Annotated in this window: 25 protein-coding genes; 7 read left to right on the top strand and 18 right to left on the bottom strand. The window is 53.4% G+C overall.

Going from position 1 to position 22,961, the window contains the following annotated elements; translation table 11 throughout:
- The first annotated feature begins 5 nt into the window (after nucleotides 1-5).
- Nucleotides 6-710, top strand: coding sequence for a peptide-methionine (S)-S-oxide reductase MsrA (gene msrA / locus IHQ43_RS23865; RefSeq protein ID WP_192562332.1), 705 nt, complete (start codon nucleotides 6-8; stop codon nucleotides 708-710).
- A gap of 18 nt (nucleotides 711-728) precedes the next feature.
- On the opposite strand, the gene IHQ43_RS23860 is transcribed toward msrA, so the two are convergent.
- The 5 genes from IHQ43_RS23860 to IHQ43_RS23840 all read right to left on the bottom strand — a co-directional run bounded on the left by IHQ43_RS23860 (nucleotide 729) and on the right by IHQ43_RS23840 (nucleotide 5,475).
- Entirely contained in the window at nucleotides 729-1,244 is a 516-nt protein-coding gene (locus IHQ43_RS23860; RefSeq protein ID WP_192562331.1) for a hypothetical protein, read from the bottom strand.
- 78 nt (nucleotides 1,245-1,322) lie between these two features.
- Nucleotides 1,323-2,405 carry an alginate O-acetyltransferase AlgX-related protein gene (locus IHQ43_RS23855; RefSeq protein ID WP_192562330.1) on the bottom strand — a complete coding sequence of 361 codons (1,083 nt, stop codon included), beginning with the start codon at nucleotides 2,403-2,405 and terminating at the stop codon, nucleotides 1,323-1,325.
- A 57-nt stretch (nucleotides 2,406-2,462) separates the two neighbouring features.
- Nucleotides 2,463-3,944 carry an MBOAT family O-acyltransferase gene (locus IHQ43_RS23850; RefSeq protein ID WP_192562329.1) on the bottom strand — a complete coding sequence of 494 codons (1,482 nt, stop codon included), beginning with the start codon at nucleotides 3,942-3,944 and terminating at the stop codon, nucleotides 2,463-2,465.
- 175 nt (nucleotides 3,945-4,119) lie between these two features.
- Nucleotides 4,120-4,524 (bottom strand): GNAT family N-acetyltransferase, encoded by a 405-nt coding sequence (locus tag IHQ43_RS23845; protein ID WP_192562328.1) that lies wholly within the window; start codon nucleotides 4,522-4,524, stop codon nucleotides 4,120-4,122.
- Nucleotides 4,525-4,569: 45 nt separating this feature from the next.
- The gene (locus IHQ43_RS23840) at nucleotides 4,570-5,475 is read right to left on the bottom strand and encodes a LysR family transcriptional regulator (RefSeq protein WP_192562327.1); all 906 of its coding nucleotides are present in this window, start codon (nucleotides 5,473-5,475) and stop codon (nucleotides 4,570-4,572) included.
- Between the two features lie 102 nt (nucleotides 5,476-5,577).
- Between IHQ43_RS23840 and IHQ43_RS23835 the strand changes: the two genes are divergently transcribed.
- Nucleotides 5,578-6,750: an aspartate aminotransferase family protein gene (locus IHQ43_RS23835; protein ID WP_192562326.1), complete on the top strand. Its 1,173-nt coding sequence runs from the start codon at nucleotides 5,578-5,580 to the stop codon at nucleotides 6,748-6,750.
- Between the two features lie 8 nt (nucleotides 6,751-6,758).
- On the opposite strand, the gene IHQ43_RS23830 is transcribed toward IHQ43_RS23835, so the two are convergent.
- The 5 genes from IHQ43_RS23830 to IHQ43_RS23810 form a co-directional block, all read right to left on the bottom strand.
- Nucleotides 6,759-7,013, bottom strand: coding sequence for a Txe/YoeB family addiction module toxin (locus IHQ43_RS23830; protein ID WP_011335833.1), 255 nt, complete (start codon nucleotides 7,011-7,013; stop codon nucleotides 6,759-6,761).
- On the bottom strand, nucleotides 7,010-7,264 hold the full coding sequence (locus IHQ43_RS23825) for a type II toxin-antitoxin system Phd/YefM family antitoxin (RefSeq protein ID WP_192562325.1): 255 nt from the start codon (nucleotides 7,262-7,264) through the stop codon (nucleotides 7,010-7,012). The genes IHQ43_RS23830 and IHQ43_RS23825 overlap by 4 nt, the downstream gene beginning before the upstream one ends.
- A gap of 199 nt (nucleotides 7,265-7,463) precedes the next feature.
- A complete protein-coding gene (locus IHQ43_RS23820; protein ID WP_192562324.1) occupies nucleotides 7,464-9,383 on the bottom strand; it encodes an alkaline phosphatase D family protein in 1,920 nt (639 codons plus the stop codon).
- 70 nt (nucleotides 9,384-9,453) lie between these two features.
- Nucleotides 9,454-10,197, bottom strand: a complete 744-nt coding sequence (locus IHQ43_RS23815) for a hypothetical protein (protein ID WP_192562323.1) — start codon at nucleotides 10,195-10,197, stop codon at nucleotides 9,454-9,456.
- A gap of 110 nt (nucleotides 10,198-10,307) precedes the next feature.
- Nucleotides 10,308-10,682 carry a hypothetical protein gene (locus tag IHQ43_RS23810; RefSeq protein ID WP_192562322.1) on the bottom strand — a complete coding sequence of 125 codons (375 nt, stop codon included), beginning with the start codon at nucleotides 10,680-10,682 and terminating at the stop codon, nucleotides 10,308-10,310.
- 120 nt (nucleotides 10,683-10,802) lie between these two features.
- Here IHQ43_RS23810 and IHQ43_RS23805 point away from each other — a divergent pair, with 120 nt between their 5' ends.
- From IHQ43_RS23805 to IHQ43_RS23795, 3 genes are all read left to right on the top strand, one after another.
- On the top strand, nucleotides 10,803-11,549 hold the full coding sequence (locus IHQ43_RS23805; protein ID WP_192562321.1) for a hypothetical protein: 747 nt from the start codon (nucleotides 10,803-10,805) through the stop codon (nucleotides 11,547-11,549).
- Between the two features lie 38 nt (nucleotides 11,550-11,587).
- Nucleotides 11,588-11,956, top strand: a complete 369-nt coding sequence (locus IHQ43_RS23800) for a PH domain-containing protein (RefSeq protein WP_095191588.1) — start codon at nucleotides 11,588-11,590, stop codon at nucleotides 11,954-11,956.
- A gap of 66 nt (nucleotides 11,957-12,022) precedes the next feature.
- The gene (locus IHQ43_RS23795; protein ID WP_192562320.1) at nucleotides 12,023-12,910 is read left to right on the top strand and encodes a DUF2806 domain-containing protein; all 888 of its coding nucleotides are present in this window, start codon (nucleotides 12,023-12,025) and stop codon (nucleotides 12,908-12,910) included.
- 148 nt (nucleotides 12,911-13,058) lie between these two features.
- On the opposite strand, the gene IHQ43_RS23790 is transcribed toward IHQ43_RS23795, so the two are convergent.
- The 4 genes from IHQ43_RS23790 to IHQ43_RS23775 all read right to left on the bottom strand — a co-directional run bounded on the left by IHQ43_RS23790 (nucleotide 13,059) and on the right by IHQ43_RS23775 (nucleotide 16,684).
- The gene (locus IHQ43_RS23790) at nucleotides 13,059-13,388 is read right to left on the bottom strand and encodes a hypothetical protein (RefSeq protein WP_192562319.1); all 330 of its coding nucleotides are present in this window, start codon (nucleotides 13,386-13,388) and stop codon (nucleotides 13,059-13,061) included.
- 200 nt (nucleotides 13,389-13,588) lie between these two features.
- Complete coding sequence (locus IHQ43_RS23785; protein ID WP_192562318.1) at nucleotides 13,589-14,476, bottom strand: DUF2971 domain-containing protein; 888 nt, start codon at nucleotides 14,474-14,476, stop codon at nucleotides 13,589-13,591.
- Nucleotides 14,460-14,690, bottom strand: coding sequence for a hypothetical protein (locus IHQ43_RS23780; protein WP_122747801.1), 231 nt, complete (start codon nucleotides 14,688-14,690; stop codon nucleotides 14,460-14,462). Before IHQ43_RS23780 ends, IHQ43_RS23785 begins: the two co-directional genes overlap by 17 nt.
- 1,775 nt (nucleotides 14,691-16,465) lie before the next feature.
- On the bottom strand, nucleotides 16,466-16,684 hold the full coding sequence (locus tag IHQ43_RS23775) for a hypothetical protein (protein ID WP_192562317.1): 219 nt from the start codon (nucleotides 16,682-16,684) through the stop codon (nucleotides 16,466-16,468).
- Nucleotides 16,685-17,284: 600 nt separating this feature from the next.
- On the opposite strand from IHQ43_RS23775, the gene IHQ43_RS23770 reads away from it, so the two are divergent.
- Together IHQ43_RS23770 and IHQ43_RS23765 are read left to right on the top strand one after the other, a co-directional pair.
- Nucleotides 17,285-18,541: an AAA family ATPase gene (locus IHQ43_RS23770; protein ID WP_192562316.1), complete on the top strand. Its 1,257-nt coding sequence runs from the start codon at nucleotides 17,285-17,287 to the stop codon at nucleotides 18,539-18,541.
- Nucleotides 18,519-19,271 (top strand): hypothetical protein, encoded by a 753-nt coding sequence (locus tag IHQ43_RS23765; RefSeq protein WP_192565074.1) that lies wholly within the window; start codon nucleotides 18,519-18,521, stop codon nucleotides 19,269-19,271. Before IHQ43_RS23770 ends, IHQ43_RS23765 begins: the two co-directional genes overlap by 23 nt.
- A 350-nt stretch (nucleotides 19,272-19,621) precedes the next feature.
- On the opposite strand, the gene IHQ43_RS23760 is transcribed toward IHQ43_RS23765, so the two are convergent.
- The 4 genes from IHQ43_RS23760 to IHQ43_RS23745 form a co-directional block, all read right to left on the bottom strand.
- Nucleotides 19,622-20,941 (bottom strand): DUF5677 domain-containing protein, encoded by a 1,320-nt coding sequence (locus tag IHQ43_RS23760; protein ID WP_192562315.1) that lies wholly within the window; start codon nucleotides 20,939-20,941, stop codon nucleotides 19,622-19,624.
- A gap of 420 nt (nucleotides 20,942-21,361) precedes the next feature.
- Entirely contained in the window at nucleotides 21,362-21,727 is a 366-nt protein-coding gene (locus tag IHQ43_RS23755; protein ID WP_192562314.1) for a histone-like nucleoid-structuring protein, MvaT/MvaU family, read from the bottom strand.
- A 62-nt stretch (nucleotides 21,728-21,789) separates the two neighbouring features.
- Nucleotides 21,790-21,978: a hypothetical protein gene (locus tag IHQ43_RS23750; protein WP_169431796.1), complete on the bottom strand. Its 189-nt coding sequence runs from the start codon at nucleotides 21,976-21,978 to the stop codon at nucleotides 21,790-21,792.
- A 54-nt stretch (nucleotides 21,979-22,032) separates the two neighbouring features.
- On the bottom strand, nucleotides 22,033-22,896 hold the full coding sequence (locus IHQ43_RS23745; RefSeq protein ID WP_244142225.1) for a hypothetical protein: 864 nt from the start codon (nucleotides 22,894-22,896) through the stop codon (nucleotides 22,033-22,035).
- Nucleotides 22,897-22,961: the final 65 nt, after the last annotated feature.

The following is a 22,961-nucleotide window of genomic DNA, read 5'->3' as shown; positions in this document are numbered from 1 at the left end:
GGAACATGAAAGCTCAAACTATCTGGCGTCGTTTTTTACTGGGCGTCGCGGCTGCCGGGGTGATCGGACAGTGCTCGGCGTTTTCCTTCGGTGCCGAGGAGAGCGTTCTCATCCCGCCGCCGGCACTCGACGAAAACACCCAGGCGCACAGTGAAACCGCCGTGTTCGCGGGCGGCTGCTTCTGGGGTGTGCAGGGTGTTTTCCAGCATGTCAAAGGCGTGCAGAGGGCCCTCTCGGGTTACGCCGGCGGCGCAGCAAATACTGCAGAATACGAAAGGGTCAGTGAGGGCGATACAGGGCACGCCGAGTCGGTGCAAGTCACTTTTGACCCATCGCAGGTCAGTTACGGCAGCTTGCTGCAGATCTACTTCTCGGTCGCCCACAACCCGACCGAACTCAACCGCCAGGGCCCGGACAGCGGCACTCAATATCGCTCGGCGCTGTTCCCGGTCAATGCTGATCAGCAACGCGTCGCCCAGGCCTACATTGCGCAACTGGATGCAGCCCATGCCTTCAGCAAACCCATCGTCACACGGCTGGAAAGCTACAACGGTTTTTACCCGGCTGAGGACTATCACCAGGATTTCCTCACCGAGCATCCGAGCTATCCGTACATCGTGATCAACGACATGCCGAAAGTGGCGCAGTTGAAGCAGTTGTTTGCCCAGCGTTATCAGGAAAAACCGGTGCTGGTGAAAAGCGGAATGTGAGCACCGGTTTTTCAATGGCTACTGTGCAATCACCGGTAACTTTTGAGCGGCAAGGGCCCGCAGTGTCCAGTAGAGCTTCAACGAGCGGGTGCTGATCAGGCCGCACATGAAACCCGCAATGCCGGACTTGAGCAGCAGCATGTCCGGAGATGCGGAACGCTCCGGGTGCACGTCATTCTGATAGCCGAAGTAGTAATTCGCGGAAAAGAACATCAGGTACATGATCAGGATTTTCACGGTGCCCGGCATGATCAGTCCTGTCGCGGAATCGTCGAGCATCACGCCCCGGCGGGAGAACACCCACCAGGCCGAGAGACCGCCCAACAACAACGCGGCGATCCAGGTGCTGAAAAACAAGGCCGGGTTGATCGTCAGGTTCAGGGAATACAGCGACCACGCCAAAAACGCCGGGGGTGTTATCAGCATCGAGGCACGGCTTTCGCGGCGGGGAGAGAACGCCTTGATGCCGAAATAAACCAGCAGCAGAAAAATCAGGTAAACCCGTAGCGGGGTGTTTTGCAGAATCGTGAGCATTGCGCAGCATCCATGCTGGAAAGAGAAAGACGAGCATAGCCGTTGCCAAGCTCAAGGCAAAAGCATCCGCCTGTTGGGCTAGTTGGTCACTGCTGCATCAACGTTGGCGATGGGAGGGCTGGATTGGAAAAAATTTCCGCGAATATCGCGCTCGACACTGGTGATGAACACATAGTCCGGTTGAAACCGCTCAACGAGTGCGACCAGTGCTTCGGGTTTGAGGGGCAGGTAATACACATGCAGCGTCTCGGTGAAAGTTGCGGTCATAAAGGGAGTCATTGCTGAGCCAAACGAATCACGTAGCCAGAGCACTTTTTTCGGATTCAAGGCTCGCGGTGACCTGACCAGAAGGGGCGACGCCGGGGATGCGATGCCGATGTTCTGACCCGAGAAAGTCATTTCACCGGAGTTGAAGTCATGGTGTTCGACCGGCAGAGCGTACTTGTCGGGGAAGTTGAGTACGACTTCATTGTCGCTCAGCGACTCCTGGATCCGCAGAAACTGCGCGAGGTCGCCGCCAGCGCGCTTGTGTGTGGTCAGAGTCAGGGGTTCCCAGGCCTGCGGCCAGATCAACTGAGTCCGGGTGTTCGCCAGGCTCTTGCGTAACTCATCGAAGGCAATCCAGGCTCCGACGTTGTTCCAGTGGGTGTCGGTCTGGTAGTAGAGCGGATGAGTGAACTGTTGTTTGGCTTGTACCAACGCCTTTGTGGGGTCGACATAAATATGGCCCCGGGCGTGGCGCATCAGCACTTCGGTTGGTCTGGTGTGTGTGCGTGACGACCAGTCCGGAAGGTATTCCGGATATACAGAGTCCTTGTCCGGGCCTATGACAATGCGAAAAGCAGCTACGCCTTTGCTGCTCAGCCACTGATCCCAGGACTCCACGGATTTGGCGACGTTTTCGATGATTTGCATCTCTTTCTGGTCAACACCCGCGCGTTTTACAGAAATCTTGTCGGCATATTCGTCGCCCAGAAACAGCCAGCCTTCCTTTCCGATGACGACCTTGCCCGGATGAATCGATATCCCCACGGGATAGATCAGTTTGCTGATGAATCCATGAAACAGGTCCATGTTGTACAGCACCTTGACCTTCCACCACTTCACGTCGCTCTGTGTCGTAAACACTTGGTACAGATTGATGGTCGGAACAGTGCTCATGATCAACACCGTCAGGGTGAGCGCCGCATATAAATGTCTTTTCACAGGCGCAAGCCCCTAGAAGTTGAAGTAGAGGAAAACGGGGCTTTTGCTTTGCACGCTGGCGTACAGCGAAAGACAAAACAGCGTGGACATGGCGAACGTCTCCACCTTCCCGAAATCAGTGTGAGCGGTGAGTTCGAAAGCGTTTTTGCGGCGGATGATCAGCAGCGCGACGGCAATCATCAATGTCGGTGCAAGGCTGGCGACCAGGCCTGCGGGCAGGGTCTCGAGCAATCGGTCGGAAAACGTCCCGCCCCAGGCAAGGCTGGCAGTCGGGACGGTGTTTACGGAGAGCTGATGGATCGAGTCGAAATCAACCATTGCGCGCAATATGCGCAGTGCATCGTCAACGGAATCGGCTCTGAAGAACACCCACGTGATGTTCACGAACATGAACGTGACAAACCATCCGACAGGGTCGGGCAGCGACAGGCCCGTATGTTTCCAGATCCGGTGCGTGACAATGGCGCCGCCATGCAATGCCCCCCAGATGATGAACATCCAGCTCGCACCGTGCCAGAGACCGCCGAGAACGAAAGTCACCATCAGATTGAAATACAAACGCTGCCGGCCGCACCGGTTACCGCCCAGCGGTACGTATAGGTAGTCACGAAGATAACGGCTCAACGTCATGTGCCAGCGCCGCCAGAAGTCCTGGATGTCCAGCGCTTTGTAAGGTGAGTTGAAGTTCAGCGGTAGCCATATGTTGAACAGCAAGGCGGCGCCAATTGCCATGTCGCAGTAGCCGCTGAAGTCGAAGTAGAGCTGAAAGGTGTAGGAAAAACTGGTCGTCCACGCACTGAAAAAATCATGACTGACACCCTGAGTGAACCCGGCATCCGCCCATACGGCAAAGGTGTCGGCAATCATCACTTTCTTGAACAGACCGATGCTGAAAATGAACAGGCCCATGACCACGTTTCTGTGGCGAATGACGAGCGTCCAGCGCGACTGAAACTGACTCATCATTTCTTTATGGTGAAGAATCGGCCCGGCGATCAGGTGAGGGAAGAACGTTACGAACAGCGCGTAGTTGACGAAGCTGTACTCTTTCGCGAGGTTCTTGTAACAGTCCACCAGAAAGGCGATTTGCGTAAACGTGTAGAAGCTGATGCCCAGAGGCAAAATGACCTGGTAGAAAAACAACTCTGTGCCGAGCGCCGAGTTGATGTTGTCGAGCAGGAAGTTGCTGTATTTGAAATACCCGAGCAAGGCCAGGTCGGTGACTATTCCAATGCACAGAATGGTCCTTTTCGACAGGCCTGACGGCAGGTTGTTGTCGGGGCCCGCGAGGGCTTTTCCGACAATGAAGTTGAAGCCGATGGAGAACATGAGCAAGGGAATGTAAGCGACGCTCCAGTGCCCATAGAAAATCAGACTGGCAATGACAAGCCAGACTTTTCCAGCCGTGACCAGCCGCTGACGATTCAGGAAGAAGTACACAAAAAAGACAACGGGCAGGTAGATCAGGAAGAACTTGGGTGAGCTGAAGGTCATGTGGGGCCTTGAATGCGTCCGCGCTTGCAGAAGTCGGCGGATTGTATTCAGGCTGGCTGAGTGTGCGAATGCCGGAAATGTGGGTCGAGACGCTTCCTACGGACATCTCGGAAATGGCATTCAAATTTGTTGAGTGATTAAACAAGCACAATGAAGAATCAGCGTTTCACACAGGCTATTTCAGCCGCAAACGCTCCATCGCAATCACCGACGTCTCAAATCCAAGACTGGCGAAAAACGCCTCTGCACCATCGCGTCCGGCACGCAGGACCCAGGTAATGTCAGGGTTGTCGCCCATCACCTGTTCGACCAGCGCCCGCCCGATACCCGCGCGCCGATGTTGCCCGTCGACCACGACCATCGACAGGTAACCGTTGGACAGGCCATCGGTGATACCACGGGCAAAGCCGACAATCTGCTGGCCGCTCAATGCAACCGCAGTGCGCTGAGAGTTCTGAACAAGCTGTGCGAAATGTTCGGCGGTGCCGATGCGATGAGCCCAGCCGTGCCGCTCCAGAAACTGCCTTGCCGCTTCCACTTCCGTGGGCAGGAGGTCGCGTATTGAAATCTCTTTGTTCATTCGTGGATCCCGTCCCTGGTGTATTTCCAACAGTAGTCGCGTTGCTTAAGGTCTGCCCCACATCTGCATGGCGAACTCGACGAAACGACGCAGTTTCGGCAACCGATAGCGATCCGGCGCGTAGAGCAGGTGCATCGGGCGGTTCGGCGGTTGGTAGTCCGGCATCACGACGACCAGTCTGCCGTCGCGCAGGTCCTGTTCCACCAGCGCGTCCGGCAGCATCACGATACCCATGCCGGTGCGAGCGGCCTGATGCAGGCCGGCGGAACTGTTGATCAGCATCGGGCCTTTGACGTCGACCATGATTTCGCCGTCCGGGCCGCTTAGGCGCCATTGTTTTTCCACCGAATGCCAGTCATCGCCGGCGGGGTAGGCGAAGGACAGGCAGTCGTGCTGGCGCAGTTCTTCAGGGGTGAGAGGCATGCCGCGTCGGGCCACGTACTCCGGGGAGGCGCAGACCGTCAGGGTATAGTCGATAAGGGGGCGGGCGATCAGGTTGGACTGGTCGAAGTGGCCCAGCCGGAAGGCCACGTCAAGACCGCTTTCCAACAGATCCGGGCGGCGGTTGGTCAGGATCACGTCGAGTTTGACCAGCGGACATTGCAGGGAAAACTCACTGAGCGCCGGGGCCAGACGTTCGACGCCAAAGGTCAGCGGCGCGGTAACCCGCAGGATGCCGCGCGGTGCATCGAGCGTCTGTTCGGCAAGGCGTTCGGAGTCGGCGACCAGACCTAGGACTTCCAGGCAGCGCTGGTAGTAAACGCTGCCAAACTCGGTCAGTCGCTGGCGGCGGGTGGTGCGTTGCAGCAGTTGCACGCCGAGCCGTTGCTCCAGTGCCCGCAGGTGATTGCCCACCATGGTCGTGGACATTTCGCACTGCAGCGCGGCCGCGGTCATGCTGCCGGACTCCACCACTTTGATGTACACGCTCATCGACTGGAACAAATCCATTATCAAGCCCGGCTTTTAAATGATTGAAGTTTTACCGAGTTTATCCAGTTCAGGTGGATAACCATACTGCCAGCACCTCTCACCTCGCTGGAGTTTGCCGACATGACCGCCGCCCTGATGAACACCTATCAACCGCTGGACTTGAGCTTCATCAAAGGCCTGGGCACCCGACTCTGGGATCAGGCGGGCCGCGAGTATCTGGACGCGGTGGCGGGCGTGGCGGTGACCAATGTCGGTCACTCGCACCCGCGCATCGTGTCGGCGATCAGCGAGCAGGCGGGATTGCTGCTGCACACCTCCAACCTCTACAGCATCGACTGGCAACAATCGCTGGCGCAGAAGCTGACGCAACTGGCGGGGATGGAGCGGGCGTTCTTCAACAACTCCGGTGCCGAGGCCAACGAAACCGCGCTGAAACTGGCGCGCCTCTACGGCTGGCGCAAAGGCATCGAACAGCCGCTGGTGGTGGTGATGGCCAACGCGTTTCATGGCCGTACCCTCGGCACTCTGTCAGCCAGCGATGGTCCGGCGGTGCGCCTGGGTTTCAATGACTTGCCCGGGGATTTCGTCAAAGTGCCGTTCGGCGATCTTGAGGCGCTGGAACAAGTGCAGCGCAAGCAAGGCCAGCGGATCGTGGCGATTCTGGTCGAACCGATCCAGGGCGAAAGCGGCGTCCAGCTGGCGCCGCCCGGCTACCTCAAGGCCCTTCGTGAGTTGTGTAACCGTCACGCCTGGCTGCTGATGCTCGACGAAATCCAGACCGGCATCGGTCGCACCGGCCGCTGGTTTGCGTTCCAGCACGAAGGCATCGTTCCCGACGTCATGACCCTCGCCAAGGGCCTGGGCAACGGCGTGCCAATCGGCGCCTGTCTGGCACGGGGCCGGGCGGCGGATCTGTTCACCCCCGGCAGCCACGGCAGCACCTTCGGCGGCAATCCACTGGCGTGCCGGGTGGGCTGCACCGTACTTGAGATCATCGAGGAGCAAGGCCTGCTGGAAAATGCCACGGTCCAGGGCGAGCGCCTGCTGACCCGCTTGTGTGCAGAGCTGGCGGACAATCCGAACGTACTGGCGATTCGTGGGCAAGGGCTGATGATAGGCATCGAACTCAAACAGCCGATCCGCGACCTGACACTGATTGCCGCGCGGGATCATGGACTGCTGATCAACGTCACTCGCGGCAAGACGATCCGGCTGCTGCCGCCGCTGACGATTGATGAGCGGGAGGTGGGGATGATTGTCAGAGGGGTGGGCCGTTCCCTGAGCCGTGTCTGATCCCTCGGTCAGTAGTGAAATCTGCATGTTATGACGCAGATTTCGCCGTCTACGATTGCATAGACCAGGCGATGCTCGGCAGTTATCCGCCGTGACCAGAAGCCGCTCATGTTGTGCTTGAGCGGCTCCGGTTTACCCAAGCCTTCAAAGGGTTGGCGCTGGATCGCTTTGATCAAAAGATTGATTCGTTTGAGACCGGCCTTATCGTTTTGCTGAAACCACAAGTAGTCTTCCCAGCCCGTCGGCGTGAACTGGATTTTCATTCTTCAATCAGTTGCCTGACTTTGACTTTTCCAGCGCGCATTTCGCCAATCGATTTGATCAAGCGCTCGGCATTGGCCGGAGAACGCAGCAGATAGGCCGTTTCTTCCAGCGCGTTGTATTCGGCCAGAGACATCATCACTACAGGCTCGCCTTTTTGGCGGGTTACCAGAAGCGGGGCGCAGTCTTCATTCACGCGATCCATGGTTTCAGCCAAGTGCGCACGAGCTGTGGTGTAGTTGATAGTGTCCATGTTGTAGTCCTCGCTTGATGCAAAGAACGTACAGAAATGAGTACAGGAAGACAAGGCGATACCTATCAGTGGTTGTGCCGCAGACGGGCTGCCTGCGGTGTGCTGAGTATCACCGAAGTCTCTTCGAGACGTTTCTGGGTCTTCTGTAAGCTGATTCCGACGAGCCTGCCATCTCTCTCACTCTCTACGTGAGATTTTTCTAATCAGGGTAGTCCGACAAATCCGGCGCCAGCATCCGGGTCTTCGGTGCGCCGTTCGAGTTGTGCTGGATGATGTCGCTCGGCTGCCCCTGTTGATTGAAAAACACCTGGCCGATCCCCGCCGAATTCCACAGCCGTTCACCCGCTTCGGCGTGTTCCGGCATGTACGGGACGATGCGCATGCGGCGGCGTTTGGTCAGCCAGTTGAGGGGCGAGCGTGGTGAGTAGAGCCAGCGGTTGAGGCGGTCGAACCATTCCAGCAGGGTCGGCGGGAACTCGTTCTTGATGCCGCTGCTGGTGATTTGCCAGATGCGCGGGCCGGCCTTGCGGTGTCGGATCAGGACTTCGTAGACGAAAGAATAATGCACGTCGCCTGACAGCACCACGTAACTGCCCGGTGTACGCGAGTGTCGGAAAATGTTCAGGATGACTTGGGCTGCGCCGCGATGGGCCATCCAGTTTTCCGCGTCCACCAGCAGCGGATAACCGCACCAGCTGAACACTCGCTGCACGGTTTCAATCAGCTTCACGCCGAAGATCGGCGCCGGCGAAACGATGATCGCCGAAGGGTGGTCGAGCAGTTCCTGCTGCAGTTCGCTCAAGGCTTCCCAGTCCAGCAAACCTGACGGTTGTTTGAGCGCCATCTCGCTGCGCCAGCGTCGGGTGCGGGTGTCGAGCACGACCAGCGCCGGGATGCTCGGCAATACGAAATGCCATTGCTGAAAACGCAACAGCTCATCAATCAATCCGTCCTGCACGGGAGCGTCAAGATAGCGGTCATCACTGCTGGCGCTAAGGCCGCGGGTTTTCTCCAGCACTGCGCTGAATGCATCCGGGTTATTGCCCCAGCCCTGACACAACATGTAGGCGATCAGCGCGTTGCCGATGATGCGTTTGGAGAACGGGTGGCCGTAGGCCGTTTCCTCCCATTGCGCGGACAGGTTCCAGTCGTCGGTGATGTCGTGGTCATCGAAGATCATCAGGCTTGGCAAATGCGCCAATGCCCGGGCCACCTGGCCGAGGCCGGCCTTGAACCCGTCGATACGGGTCTGTTCCAGGGCATAGCGCTTGAGGCGTCCAGGCGTCAGTGCGGGTGGCTGCGGATTGACCAGTGCCCAGGGCGTTGGCGACCACACCAGCAAATACATGGCCATGACTTCGGCAAACGTCACAAGGTGATTGTCGGCGCTGCTGCTGGTGAAAATCGGCTTGCGCGCGCCCCCGAAGAAACGCTCGCGCAATGTCTCGTTGCTCTCGAGTGCCGGCAGCAGATCCGCACGATGGTAGTAACTGGCCGGGTGGCCGTAGAGTTTCGCGCTGTCGCTGACCACCGCGCCTTCGAGGTGCTCACCGAACAGGCCGAGGCGCTCGATCAGGGCATGAATCGCCCGCAGCATCGGACCGGCCACATCGTCGGCGTAAACCTGATCACCGCTCATCATTAACAGGGCGGGTCGTTGCTGCGGACCGGTTTCGGCGGCCAGCAACCGATCAACGCAGAGCAGACCGTCGGCGGCCGGGTGATGGGGCTTGCGGCAGGAGCCGTGCAACAACTGGTCGATGCGCGAACGCAGGACGAAGTTCGGGCCGCTGGCGTTGTCGTAGAGCAGGTGTGGCGCCCAGTCGGCGATCGGCTGCTGCCCATCGATCAACAGGTCGTAATCGATGCGGGTGTCGCAGGGCAGAGCGGTTTCGAGGGGGACATCGATCAGGTGAACAAACGCCCGCGTGCCTATCTGAATGACTGTGCATTTTCCCGCATCCAGTGGAATGTCTCCTGCGCCTTGCAGGCGCAGAGTCAATGAGAGCTGTCGGCTGCCAACGAGCCATAGCACCAGTCGCATCGGCTCCAGCCGTCGCAGGATCGGGCCGGCCAATACCGGCGGGAGTGGAGCAAGGTCTTCCAAGGGGCGGGACATCCGGGATCAGGCTCTGGGCGCACAGCCGGCGATCATAGCGCAGCTGGCGCCCGTCACCCTTAAACGAGGCTTAAGATCCGGTTTTTTGCAGCTTTAGATCCAGCAGTTTCCAGGCGGCAAAACCTGCGTCCGTGCCCGCGATCCGCTGCAGGGAACAGTCGAACCGGTAGCTGATGTCATCACCCAGCATGTTGCGCGCAGTGATGGTGTTGCTGATGGTGTAGATCTGATCCTTGAATCGCTGAGCCGATTCGGGGGCGTTCTCGACAAGGAACGCCGACGCCGGAAAGCGCATGGCTTGTCGAACGAAGGGGATGCACATGACCGACGCGATCGGCGACTGGTCAGCGCCCGGTTCATCGCCGACCTGTGCGCGGATCGAAGCGAACGCCTCGTCGTATTGGTCCTGTCGGGTTTTCTCCGAGATCGACTCCGCCACGCGATTTCGGTAGTTCGGCAGCAAGGCGGACTCGGGTGGCGACGGCTCGTTTTGTGGTTTGCCGGCGATAAACGTCGGCAGGTTATCAGGCTCTGGAGCCGGCTTTTGTACGGTCACCGGCGGTGTCAGCGTTTCAGGTTTTGTCACGGCAGGTGCAGCCGCTTGAGCCACTGTCTCTTCAATCTGTTTGCGAGGCTTGTCCGCCGACGGGAACAGCGAAAGTGTGATCGACAACACCACCACCCCGACAATGAAACCGCCCGCCGCGCCGACGAGATTGCCGTAGAACAGGTTCCAGCTGCCGCGGTTTTTCACCACCCAGCGCCACATGAAACCCCAGGCCGCGACAAATGCCAGAAAACGCAGAAACTCCATTCGATCCTTTCCTTAAACCTGCAAAAACCTGAAAACAGTGCGTCGCGCAGAATAAGTCCTGACGATGGGCGGCAAGATACCAAAATGGAGGTCTGACGCCACGAAGACATTTACATGCCGACTTTGGGCGAATTGATGATTGCGAAAAATATGATCGCCACTAAGCACGCCACCATGCCGCACGCGGCGGCTTGAAGTTGACGCATGACGGGATGTTCAGCCTGCGAGCGACGGGCCACCAGCATCCAGACACCCACCAGCGTGGCAACCGTTGCCATTATTTCCAGCAGTATGCCCATGACGCCATAAATCGGCGGTCGGGTTGATCCGAACAGGCCAATACAAAGCTCGCTGACTGCAACACCCACCACCATGCCGCTGGCTGCGCCCAGCACATTGGCGAGAAGCAGATTCCACGCGCCGCGATGCCGGACGACCCACACCCACATGCCGGCCCAGGCCATTAAAGCAACCACACCATCCATCGAATTCATCCTTTTGAATCAGTCGCGTTGCATGCCCTTGATAAGCCTGGCGACAGTGGACGGCAAGATAGCAAAATAGTAGCTTCGCGCCACTTTCCTGATTTCTGTAATGGACTACTCATGTCAAAAGTCGCCCCTGCTCTGCGTCTGCTGTGCGCAATCACTTTCGCCAGCGCCATGATCCCGGCATTCGCCGCCTGGAAAGAACACCCGGAAAACAGCTGGAAGTATTACCTGGCCAGTTGTCAGCGGATGCAGGAAAAAATGGCCGACGTCCAGAGCGGTCGCGTGCCTGGCGCCGTTGAGGTGATGGGCGACCTGGAGAACAGCCAGCGGATCATGAATGAACACCGCTCGAACCTGCCTCCCCAATACCTCGCCTCCGGGGAATTCGCTCAATGCGAAAATGTGGCGGCCGAGGCTGATGCGATGATTGCCCGTGGCAAAGCCGAGTTCGCCGACAGAATGAACCAGGCTGCCGAGCAAGGCCGGATCGCCCACCAGAACTCCCCCGAATACCAACGCGCCCGTTCGCTTGGCTACAGCGACGTCGGCGAAATCTCCTTCCTCAAACTCCACGAAGACATGGACGGCGAAGCACGCCTGAAAACCATGATGATCACCGTCGACGCCGTCTGCGGCCGCCACTTTCGCGCCACGCAATATGTGAAGCCGTATGTGATCTATACCGTCGATGCGTCGGACGGTGGATGTGGTGAGGAGAAGCGTGTGGCGGTGTTGGGTGGCCGTCCGGTGGAGAAGGGCGACTACATTGATGAGCGCGGGATCTTTCAGTATGTCGGGTGGAAAAAACTGGTAGGGGCAGACGGGTTTCCGACCGAGGTTCGGGTGGTCAAGGCTCGGTAGTCAAAACAGGATGTTTTCTTGAACGAGAGGATGGACAGATGATCGACTTCAACAACAAAGGCTTCTTCAAACTTAAGCAGAACGACGAGTACGCCGAACGCGTGACTGCGTTGTTACTGGATGGCGAAGAGGTGATCGACTCCTACAAGGCCATGCGCGACGGCGTGGTGTTCACCAACAAACGCATCATCGCGGTCAACGTTCAGGGCATTACAGGCAGCAAAAAGGACTTCACCTCGCTGCCGTACAAGAACATCGTCGCGTACTCCGTCGAAACGTCGGGGACGTTTGATCTGGACTCGGAGCTGGAGATTTACTTTTCGTCGCTGGGCAAGGTGAAGTTTGAGTTCACCGGGAAAACGTCGATGGTGGAGATTTCGAAGTACATTTCCAGGCATCTTCTGTGAGTTGATGCTGGCTGTTGGTTTGATACTGGTTTTAGTCTTTGTTATTGGAAGTTAAGGGAGGTTGGTATGGCTGATGCAGGTATTTCGCTCGTCGACTTAAAAGGGATTTCGGAACCTATAACCAAACTCATTGAGTCTGTTTCGAAAGGAATTGGCGCAATATATGCGCCGATTGCAAAAGTTCGAGACGCCAAGGCTGAAGCAAAATCCATGGTGATCATGGCTGAAGCGAAAAATCTCGTGAGTGATATTTCTTCTCGGGCTTATGAACGTGTCAGTTTTCGTGAGTTGCGACGTCAGAATAATATAGATGCAATTGTCGGTCGTGCAGCTTTAGAACTTCCGGATGCTGTGTCTGATCAAGAAGTTAACGAGGATTGGATAGTTGATTTTTTTGGGCTTAGCCAAGATGTTGGTGATGCCGAGATGCAGCAAGTCTGGGCAAAGATTCTTGCTGGGGAAGTCGCGAATCCCGGCACTTTTAAACCTCGAACTCTCATGGCAGTCAAATCGCTCACTGCCGATGAGGCTAAGATGTTTACTTTGATGTGTAGTTTTTCATTTGAGATAAATGACGGGGAGTGGGTGCTTCCAAATTTTTCTTATGAGTATTTTGCTTTTCTGCGAGAGAGTGGTTTGACAGTGGATGTGGACCTGCATTTGAAGAATATCGGTCTGCTGAGCGGGTCTGAAATATATTATGGCTCCGGTGTTGTGGCCGGAGAAGACGAGAGCGAAGAGGATTTCGATTTGGTGGAGGTGAGTTATTTTTCTGAAAGTTATTTTGCTGTTGTTGAAAGAGGTGAGGACGGAATGGCAATGCTCGAAGCCTTTCCTTTTACCGAGATAGGAAATGAATTGGCCGCCATTGCAGGAGCTAAGCGTAATGCTGACTATGTCGCTCTCCTGTTAGAAAATGGAGATGTTATTAGCGGGGTTGATGATGAAGAATAGTTTAGGGCTTTTTAGGGTTTTGCTTTGGCTCGGGCATTAATTTTAGTTCTGTCCTTTCGAATGGTAACTAGCGTAAAGCGCGGGTGAAAATAAGATGCGCTTCTCGCTAGTTGATTCGGCAACAGTTGGGGGGCAGACGTTTGTTCAGTTAAAGAATGTCTTTCAAATAGGTTTTCAGCGAAAGTAGCGGCGCTTCCAGCTGCTCCATCGACCGTGCCTGGCTGAAGTCGGTGGACAGCTTGTGCAGCTCCCGCCCCAACGGTTTGTCCACTCCACCCAGGGCGTCCAGCGCCAGGCTCAGGCACTCATTCATCTTGAGCTGGATCGTTTCGATATCGCCCCGGCGCAACAGCAGCTCGAACACGTCTCTCTCATAATCGCCCATGACCAGATCATCCCGCAGAATCGGGCTCAGGCCCTCTTCCTCGTAGGCGAGTTTCAGGGAGAAAAGGGCGACTGTTTCCAGTGTCGTTTCCATGCGGTGAACCTGTGTGAGATCTCGCCGGATGGCCAGCGGCACTTTCCGGCAGACGAAAAAAAAGGCCTTGCTAAGCAAGACCTTTCTTAATTTTGGTGCCCGAGGGAGACTCGTGCGTTCTATATAATTCGTGGCTTGCGGACAAATTATACAGTGAGGGATACAGATAGGGATACAAGCTGTTCCTTGCTATTCGTATCTCACGTCGGATCGATATTTAGTTTGAAAAGGACGTCATCGGTTGATGCCTGGTAACAGCTGACGTGAGCGAGCATCGAGTTTTCGCCGATCAGTTCAAGAAATTTTGCCCTAATGGCCTGGGGCATGCGAGCTCCTAGTATCACAGACTTGATGCAGGAGGAGGGGAACTCAAAAAGGTGGTAGGTTTTCTCGTGAACCGACAGGACAGTTGTAGCGTCATTCAAGTCCACCATCATTCGCCACTCTCGTTCGTAGGACCAATGCTCGCTCTTCGTGAGCATGGCTTTCATATCGGCATTATCGAAGATCAGTGATGGCCTGACATTTGAGTATTGAACAGGCCTGAGGTGCCTGAATTCATCTTTTGCAGATCGCCGCTGATTAAAAAAAACTGACTCTGGATCGAATTCGATCACAAAGCCCTCATGGGAGCACGCGTAGTGCGCCCACATCAAAATGTCGTCGGGTTTCTCCGTCAGGCAAAGAATACCAACTCTGTTTTCCATTACTTGATTAAAGCGTGAGTGAAGGGCAGGAGTTAGCTCCTTCAGGATTTTGAGGAAGCCATTATCTTTCGAAAGCAATTGAGCTCGCGCCCGAGACTCAATTTGCCTTTTCGTCGCTTGATTCCTAAAGGGGGGAGGTAGCTCGGCGAGCGTCTCTTCGATCAGGGCGGGCAGCAGCTCATCGACCATAGCCCACATCGATTCGTCTGATTCATAAAGGCGTACAGGGGGCTTCAGCTCAAACGGGTCATTAAGGTTGAGCGAAGAGGAGAAGCAAATTTTGCACGCCTCCAATACATCGATCCGGTCGGAATGTAGATATTTGAACAGTCGCGGCGGTGTCGTCTGGGAAGAAGCGTCAGATTCACTCGGGCTTTGCATCAGAGCCAGCCTCAGCAGAAAGTGAGATTAAGGCGAGAGTCAGAAACCCTTCGTTCCTATCCAAAGCTGCCAGGGCGCCTCGAACGTTATCAGCCACGTCTATGGAGCCACGTTGTTCAACCCAGTTCGAAAGCTCTTCTACAGCAGCCCCTAACGCGATTTGGTTTTCGTTGATGCGTTTTAGTACCGAAACCAGTAGTGCTTTGTCTTCCATGAATTGTTCCCATTTCAGCCTGCGGTCAGCGAACGTTCCAGTCAATGAGCCTAGTCCAAGCATCGTATGCCGGCGGTTACCCAAATACCACTGGGGACCCTGAGAGTATTCTTCTTACACGGGGTCGGAAACCCGCGGGACTGTGGTAGCGGAAGATGCTGGAGCTTACTGAAATTTCAACGTTGAAATTGAAAAGATCTTGAAGACAAAAGGACATCGTTACCGTACCGGTAATGATGACCTTGGATCGAGTGTTTTGTAGTGCAGATGCACAGGTGAACAGGCAGTTCACCGGGTTCACCTGTTCACTAAGCTGGGAGTTGTCCCGCTAACAAGGTCCGGCGGGTTTCCGACCCCGTGTCTCGAAGAAAACCTCAGGGGCCCCGGCACACTGCGGGAAATGCACCTGACGTTCGCTGGTGGGATTGATGCTTCCGGGGTGTCGGGGTATGCATACCTCCAAATGCGGTGTAACTCGTGTAACTGGTGTAACGAAGAATGGTAAGTAACTGTATTTATTGAATATTTCTAATGTTACATCGGCTTCGTACACCAACATTTAGACGTGTAACTCATCAATCTGGTGTAACGCTTCTGGTGCTTGCAAGAGGGACGGAGGAGGTCATGTCCATGTGCAGGAGACCAAGTCCTTCCTACTCCCAGTCTGCCCAATAGATGCGATTAACGGGCTGTCATCAGTTTGGCCGCTGTGCCAGAGATCAGTCAGCAGTCGCAACGGGCCGCTTTCGGCCAGAGGCGGACACCGCAAGCGACCGCTGTCGGCCAGAAACGGACATTCCCATGCGACCGCATACGGCCACAAGCAGTCATCATTCGTCTATAAACTAAGGGCGATTCAGCTGGAATTTTCGACCCGCAAGACAACTGATCGGAAAAAACGTTAGCTTTTACATGGGATTCGCAAATCGCAGACAAAAAAAACCGCCTTAGGTAGGCGGTTTTTTCTGCCATTCCGGTTAGGGGCCGACATGGCTCGCTCACAGGGAACGCTTGGTGTGAAAGGAGCTTACACAGGTGGCACTACTGGTGGCAATAATTAACGATTGGCGGCCTGATGGCCGCCCGCCATCTTTGCGATGACAACGCGCAGAAGAGCCCGGCGGGTAAGGGCTGGCAGCTTTTTGTTTGTTTTTTGTCCAAAACTTATACCCGTGAAAAAAATAATTAAAAAACTAAACCCAGCCGAAGCCCCGTAAATCCTACCTTCGGACCAAAAAGCCTCTGGTGTTATGTCGAGTTGTGCGCCACTGCGCCCCCCGGAGCTGGAATAAATTGGTTAACATCGGGCCAGATTCGCGCACAGCCGACTGGGAGCTGCTAACCAGGACTGACGCGAGTTGCGACTCTCTACACGGGCCTAGGAATCCGTGCCGGATGTAACCGAGAGTTCAATGGCTTAGCCACCTCATAGGGAACGCTTGGTGTGTTCCGAAAAGCGTGCGTGTTCCGGGATAAGCGCGCTGGAGGCTGGCCCAACTACGGGAGGGCCAAGCATGTTCAAGTTCTTGAAACATGCGTGGGATGTCGTGGTGGTTTGTGCGCGTGTCTATCACGTCTATGAATTACTGCGTGACCGCTTAGACGACCTGCCTTAAGGTCGAGCTGTGAACCGCCTTGGCTTCGGCAGGGGCGGTTTTTTTTCGACTAATGAAAGATTTGGTACTCGCTCTAGTCAAATAGACCATGAGTCGGTCCTTCTTCATTAGACACTTCGAAGAACTGCTTCTGGCCGATTGCTGCCAGTATCGGCGAGATTAGGATTGCCGTATTCGCATAATCGCATCTGTGATCGATTTTGCATTTGTGTCCAAGGTCTCCATAGCCATCACAGCGTTATCTGCAACGACTGCTGCGCCACTGGCTGCAAGCCAAACGGCAACCTCCTCGATTGCCGCCGCCAGTGCATGCTGATTGTGCAGGAGCAATGTCAGGGCGTCAGCGGTGGCGATATTAGAAGCTGAGTTATTTGGCATGCGATCCATCCTGGAAATAAGGGTTTCGCAAAGCCTAGCTCATGCGGCCACAGCAGAGAGGCTTAGATACGGCATGCTTAAAAATTGCTTCGCCGCGCAGATGATTTGAGACTTTAGCCAATCAGTTGGGGTGGGGGAAGGCGGCTACTGCATCCAATCCATCATCGGGTCCAGCCAGCGGCCGCTTTCGGCCAGAAGCGGACGTTCGCAATCGACCGCTAACGGCCAAAGGCGGCCATTGGGATGTGTCTAGTCAATAAGGCGCAATTTGCCGGACCTTTGCTCTGATGCCGCTTTCGACACGGGACGAATTGTTAACCCTCCTCCATCTCTCTAGGTTAGCCGGGCAATCACGCGAGGGTTAGGATCCAGCAGGCAGCGCGTAGCTGATTGAAATCCACTAAAATCCGCCAATTTCATAGCTAGCGCTCCAGCCGGAAGCAACGAACTGCAGCCCTCCATCGAACCCTTTTTTGACGAACACCACGGATAGCCGACTATTTTTAATCAAAATGGACCTGAAAAAGCTGTATTTTTTATTTTTGGTGCTAGCATCCTCGTCGCAAGGATTGGAGAGGGCTGCACGATCTATGAGAGTTATTGTCGAAGCATGAAGAAACGGATCAGAGCAGAAATATGGCCATATTGCGGCAACTAGATATTAAAGGGTTCAAGTCCATCTGGCAGGATAGTTTGGACTTGGGACAGCTTAATGTTTTTATAGGAACCAACGGCGCTGGTAAAAGTAACTTGCTCGAAGCCATTGCTATGCTTTCCGCATCTTTAGAAGGTGGGATAGATTATGAGCGACTACAGCATAGAGGTGCTAGGCTTTCTTCGTCTGCGATATTTCGTAGTGCATTTAAGAATAAAAATCGCACAAGTATATTCAGGCTGGAAGCTCATTTTGACAATGATTTAAGTTATTCAATGAGTGTCAATGCTGTTGATGGTTTTCGCTATCACTCTGAGTCAGTAAAGGTCGAGGGTGCAACAATAGCCGGGCGCTCAAATAACGGGGCCACCCTCAATGGAAATTCGCTAAATTCCAAACTAGATAATCGGAAAGCTATATTCCCTTATCTGCAGGCGTTGAAAACTATTCAGAATGATACTAATTATTCTCAGGAAATAGAAATTCTCTCTGCGCTGACAAAATATGCAATTTACGCACCTGCAACACCTCTGCTTCGAGGCACTGAGACAGATTCTAGTGCTAAAGAACCTCTAGGATTGTACGGGGGACGCCTAGCAGATGCGTTAAATGAAGTTTTGAATGATAAGGAAGCCAGACCTCAGATTCAGCGTTTTTTTGAGCTCATCAATTGGGTTAAATCTGTAGGCACAACGAAACAAGTTAACCAAGAGCTTGTTTCAGGGCATATTAACCTTATTGGAGCGAAGGTTGTCTACAGCGACAAATACATGATAACCAACTTCAATAAGCTATACGGTTACGACGTGAGTGAAGGCGCGCTGTATATTTTATTCGCCCTCGTTCTACTGATTCATAAAAATTCTCCAAATATTTTTGCACTCGACAATGTTGACAACGCACTAAATCCCGGGCTGATTAGGGCGTTGATGAGTCAAATATCAGAAATACTAGAAAAAAACCCTGAAAAGCAGCTGTTTTTGACAACTCATAATCCAGCAGCGCTTGATGCAGTTGACTTGTTCAATTCTAAACATAGATTGTTTGTTGTTGAACGCGACGAAGATGGCCATACTAAATTCAGGAGAGTCTCTCCGCCGCAGGACACGACTAAGGAACAGTGGGAAGAACGATATTTCGGCATGAAGCTTTCCGAAATATGGATGTCAGGAGCAATAGGTGGCATGCCAGCAGGATTCTAAATTGGACAAATATTTACTCGTCTGCGAAGGCCCGACCGATACATATGTTATCAAGCGGTTAGCATCGAAAATCTACGAGGACCTTGGTAAGCCAGTAGAGATTATAGCGCTGGCTCCTCAAATTGATGCAACCACTGGGACTTGGGAGAGACATGGTTGGGGCGGGGTTAGAAACTGGTGTAAAAAATATGGAGTGAAAACCCCACAAGATATTGCAGCAGTACATCCAAATTTAAGGCCTTTACTCGCTAGGCAAAGCTGGCAAGCGCTAATGGCAATTCGAGGCGCTAAAGGGTTGATTATTCAAATTGACTCTGATATTGCTGAGCAAATAAAGGATATTCCGGCATTCAATCCAGCAGTCAAACATCGAAGGGATTACTGCGAAGAGGCCCTGCATCACTGGCTTAAGGAAAAGCCAAGTAAAGATATAGTCCACTTTGCAATCACCTCATTCGCGATAGAGACGTGGTTGCTGGCCACACTAGACCCTGCCAATATTGCTTTCGCTAGTTTGACCGCACCTTACAACCTCGAAGACCTAAGTGATTGGGAAGCTCGCCTTATAGCTGCTGGTTTCAAAGCGCATAATAAGGATGGGGCGATACGTTTACAAAAGAGTCCATCAGAGAGGTACGAGGCATATGGTGAACAGATTGCAAACAGTTCTGTTATTGTTAGGCAGAAGTGCGCATCAGCGGAATCCCTGTGCTCCTTTCTCGAACTTTAATAGAATTTAAATTATTAAGTTTGCTTTAGGTGCCCCCCTTTGTAGACGTGGTCGTATGCAGATATAGTTGTGCTAAAGTTAGCTAAGTAAACTTATAGGACGTTGACTGCCCGCTAATGGTAGGGCGCGGCTTGTACAGTGCGATGTTTGCACAGAAATGGAATCGCCCCGGATTTCGTAGACACTTCTAAGCCTCAACATAGACTTGCTAGGGCACCATTTGCAACAACTGCTTTGACAGCTAGCGCTCACTTGCAAGCGTCCGCATATGGCGAAAGCTGACGGCCACGGCGACCGCTATTGGCCGGATACGGTTGTTCCTGAGCGGCCCCCATCAGCCAAAAGCAGCGTCATTTCTTCTTTCCTTGCCTGGTATTTAAGAGTGAGTTTCGCGATTTCTTAAATTGAAACTTTGCACGAGGAGTAATGCGAGAAATGTTCTTTTTTGAGTTTTCAATATGGTTGTGCACGCTAGAAGAAAAATCCTGAATAACCATATTCATAATTAAAAGATCGGCGCTTTCTGTCTCTACGCAGAGTTCCGCAATCAATGTTGATAGAGATCCTGCTACATAGTCTATCGCTACTTCACATCCGAATGCAGGTGAAACTTCGCTAGCATATTCAATATCCATCCCTAAACTAATTCTCGTTAGGGCAGCTAGCGCGCCTCCGTGAGTTGCACTGTTAGCATGCTGATAGCCTTTCCTCAACATTCCCATTTCAACAAAATCTTCAAGCTCTCGAAAGGTCACTCTTGTGCGACCGAGCTCTACTGCTGCCCAGCCCAGGTCTTTAGCAAAAGATGGGCCGAATATTTCTACTAGTTGCGACTTCTGCTTTCTTAGCGAAATTAGATATTGTTGGTCAGCTTTATTGTTAGTTTTGTGAATCCCCTCCCTGCTACCTGACTCAACCAATCTTAACTCGTCAATTATGCTGTGTGCTAAGTACATTTGCGCACACCTATCAGATTGTTTGCTCAAGAAAATCGCGATAATACAAATTTCATGAATCGTTCGCCACCTCGCTAATGCACCATCAGCATACCCAGCTCGAGCCAGTGCGATGATTTCACCAACCACACTATACAATCGTAAAACTATTCTATTCAGCGCGCGCGCGGTATTCACATTGGCGTATGGCCCGCTCTTAATTTCAAATGCAGCTCCGTCCCATTCAATAACTAAGTGTCTTAGCATGTCTAATTGATTTACAGCTTTATTCCAAAGTTTTTCAACTGTGCTTGCGCGCAACTCCTGAATTTTATCAAGATATTCAGTGTGCTCCGTTGCTTTGTTCAGTAGCTCTCCGCCAACTATATAGGCCATTTTTTCCAATGTAATCTGTACCGCCTGTGGCAAAGCTTCAGTTATCTCGGTCGAAACTTCTTTGATTGTAAATTTTAGATCGTCAAAAATCGTTGTGATCGTGGATTGTACGTCTTCCTTCGTCGTGCCAAATGAGCATGGGATGTCTAGATCAATATTAATCTCGCCATGCTTTGAATTAATAACGGCATTTATTAATTCCTTCAGATCTGACTCATCACAGTTCAAGCCCAGTCGTTCAACTGACCTAGACATAGCCAGCGGCAAAATATTCTCGGGAGCTACGGTTTGCTCTATCGCCTTATCAAATTCGTCCTGCATTCCAGACGGTTTTTTCATTGTTGACTTCCGTTTCAAATAAGAATAATTCATTGCCCCCAAACAAGCAGAAAGGGCGCACTCACCCGTAATAATGACGATAATGACGGTGAATAGTCCACGGCTATTGAAAATCCACGTCCACTATTGACCCGAAGGTTCAGCTCTCAAAGGTCCGCTTTTGGCCGAAAGCAGACGTTCGTGAGCGGCAGCTATTGGGCAGATGCGGTCGCTAAGAAAAAATCGTGGAGTGCAGCCAGGAGCAGCTCGATCAGGTTGGGAGGGCCGAGCAATACTTCAATGAAGGCGTCATCACCCGTGAGGAGCGCAGAGCTATGATCGAGAAGGCTACAGCGAACTACAGGAGAGCAGTTGAGGGCGTTGGACTTTGATTGTGATCAACAAAAAAAGGCCTCTGAGAGGCCTTTTATTCAAGCTGCGTTACTTCTTCACCCAGCTTTCAACTTCGTCGGCACCGTGCTTGGATTTCCACTCCTTCAGCGTCTTGTGATTGCCGCCTTTGGTTTCGACCACTTCGCCGGTGTGCGGGTTCTTGTAGACCTTCAGATCGCGAGGCTTACGCTTGCCAGGTGCCGGCGCTGGTGTTGAAGCGCGTTTCGTGCTCTGCGGATCCAGCAGGTTGATGATGTGCTTGAGGCTGAAACCGTACTGATCGAGCAGCTCGCGTAGCTTGGTTTCGAACTCGATCTCTTTTTTCAATGCGCCATCGCTCTTCAGTGCTTCCAAAGCCTGAAGCTGTTCGGCGAGGTGTTTCTCAAGCTGGCGGTATTCGGCGAGTTTGGACATGTGAATTCCTTGTTGTGTTTTAGCGATATCTTTCTGAAGTGTATTACAGCACGGAGTTCAGCTCACTTACGCCCTTTCAACTGGTCTTCGATGTAGCTCATTTCGTTCTTGATCAAGTTGACCGTCAGTGTCTGAACATTCGAGACCTTGCCCGTTTTGATGTCCACGATTTTCATCAGCGCGGTCAGGTGGTTTTTGCGTGCCTTCAAGGTGTCGGTCCAGTTCGCGCTGCTCAGTATTGGAGTGATCATGATCTTTGTCCTGATGGGGTTCTAAACAGCCCGCGTGAGCGGGCTGCTTCGGGTTCAAGCTGCCAGCAGATCCTCTGTGCTGATGGAGCGGGCTGCGGAGACTAGGTCTGAGTGACGAAGATCCGAATGGAAAGGTCCGAATTGAGGTACATCGAGCTTGGAGAAACCATATCCCGAGTACCCTCGGGCGTAGTCCGCCGCGAGTATCCGTGCGCCCAGGACTACCAAGTGTTCCGCAGCGGCGTTCCACTCTTCTTCCAGAGTCAGCTTTACAGCGCTCAGGGCCGATTCTTTTGCATCGTTCTCCCGCTGCTGTGCAGTGGCGATTTGCGTTTCAAGGGAGTCGAGCTCAGCCTGCAAGGCCTCCATGATGAGTTCCTGTCTTCTGACGTGCTCATCAGTGGCAGCGAGTTGTTTGGCCGCCTTCTGCATTTCACCATTAGCGGATTTCTCGCCGTCGCTATCGCCACTCGCCAAGCTGCGTGCATACAGGCTTGCTGCATCTCGTTCTGCCTGCTGTGCTTTCTCCAGCGATTGCTGCGCATCCGACTGAATGGTCTGAAGGCGTTGGCTCAGATGCGATTGTGTCTGCTTCAGCGCTTCGATTTCAGCGGCCGCTTCGGACATGGTTTGGATCGACTTTGCCCTGATTTCTTCGACGTGTTCAATGCGCTCCAAGTAAGCCATCTTTTCCTCGATACGGCTGATCGAGGATGGAATTGCCCTCAGGCGACATTCAGCACTTGAGTAACGATCCATGGCGGCACTTCTCTCAGGGCTTCCGATCATGTTGCCGATTGGACTGTAGTTGTTAGGCGCATTGCTCCATTCCGCGTGCAGGATGGGAAGACTGTTTTCAATTGCTTCTTTCTCGGCAATCAATTCGGCGAGTTGCTGTTTCAATTCATTCATTGTCATGTTCGTTGTCCTTGATGAGTTTGATTTGAGTGATTCGGCTGGCGAGGCCGGGAATGAGCCGGCGT

The organism is Pseudomonas gozinkensis (genome assembly GCF_014863585.1).
Taxonomy (GTDB): domain Bacteria; phylum Pseudomonadota; class Gammaproteobacteria; order Pseudomonadales; family Pseudomonadaceae; genus Aquipseudomonas; species Aquipseudomonas gozinkensis.
Note: the sequence above shows the minus strand (reverse complement) of the source record. Positions and strands in the feature narration are given on the sequence as shown.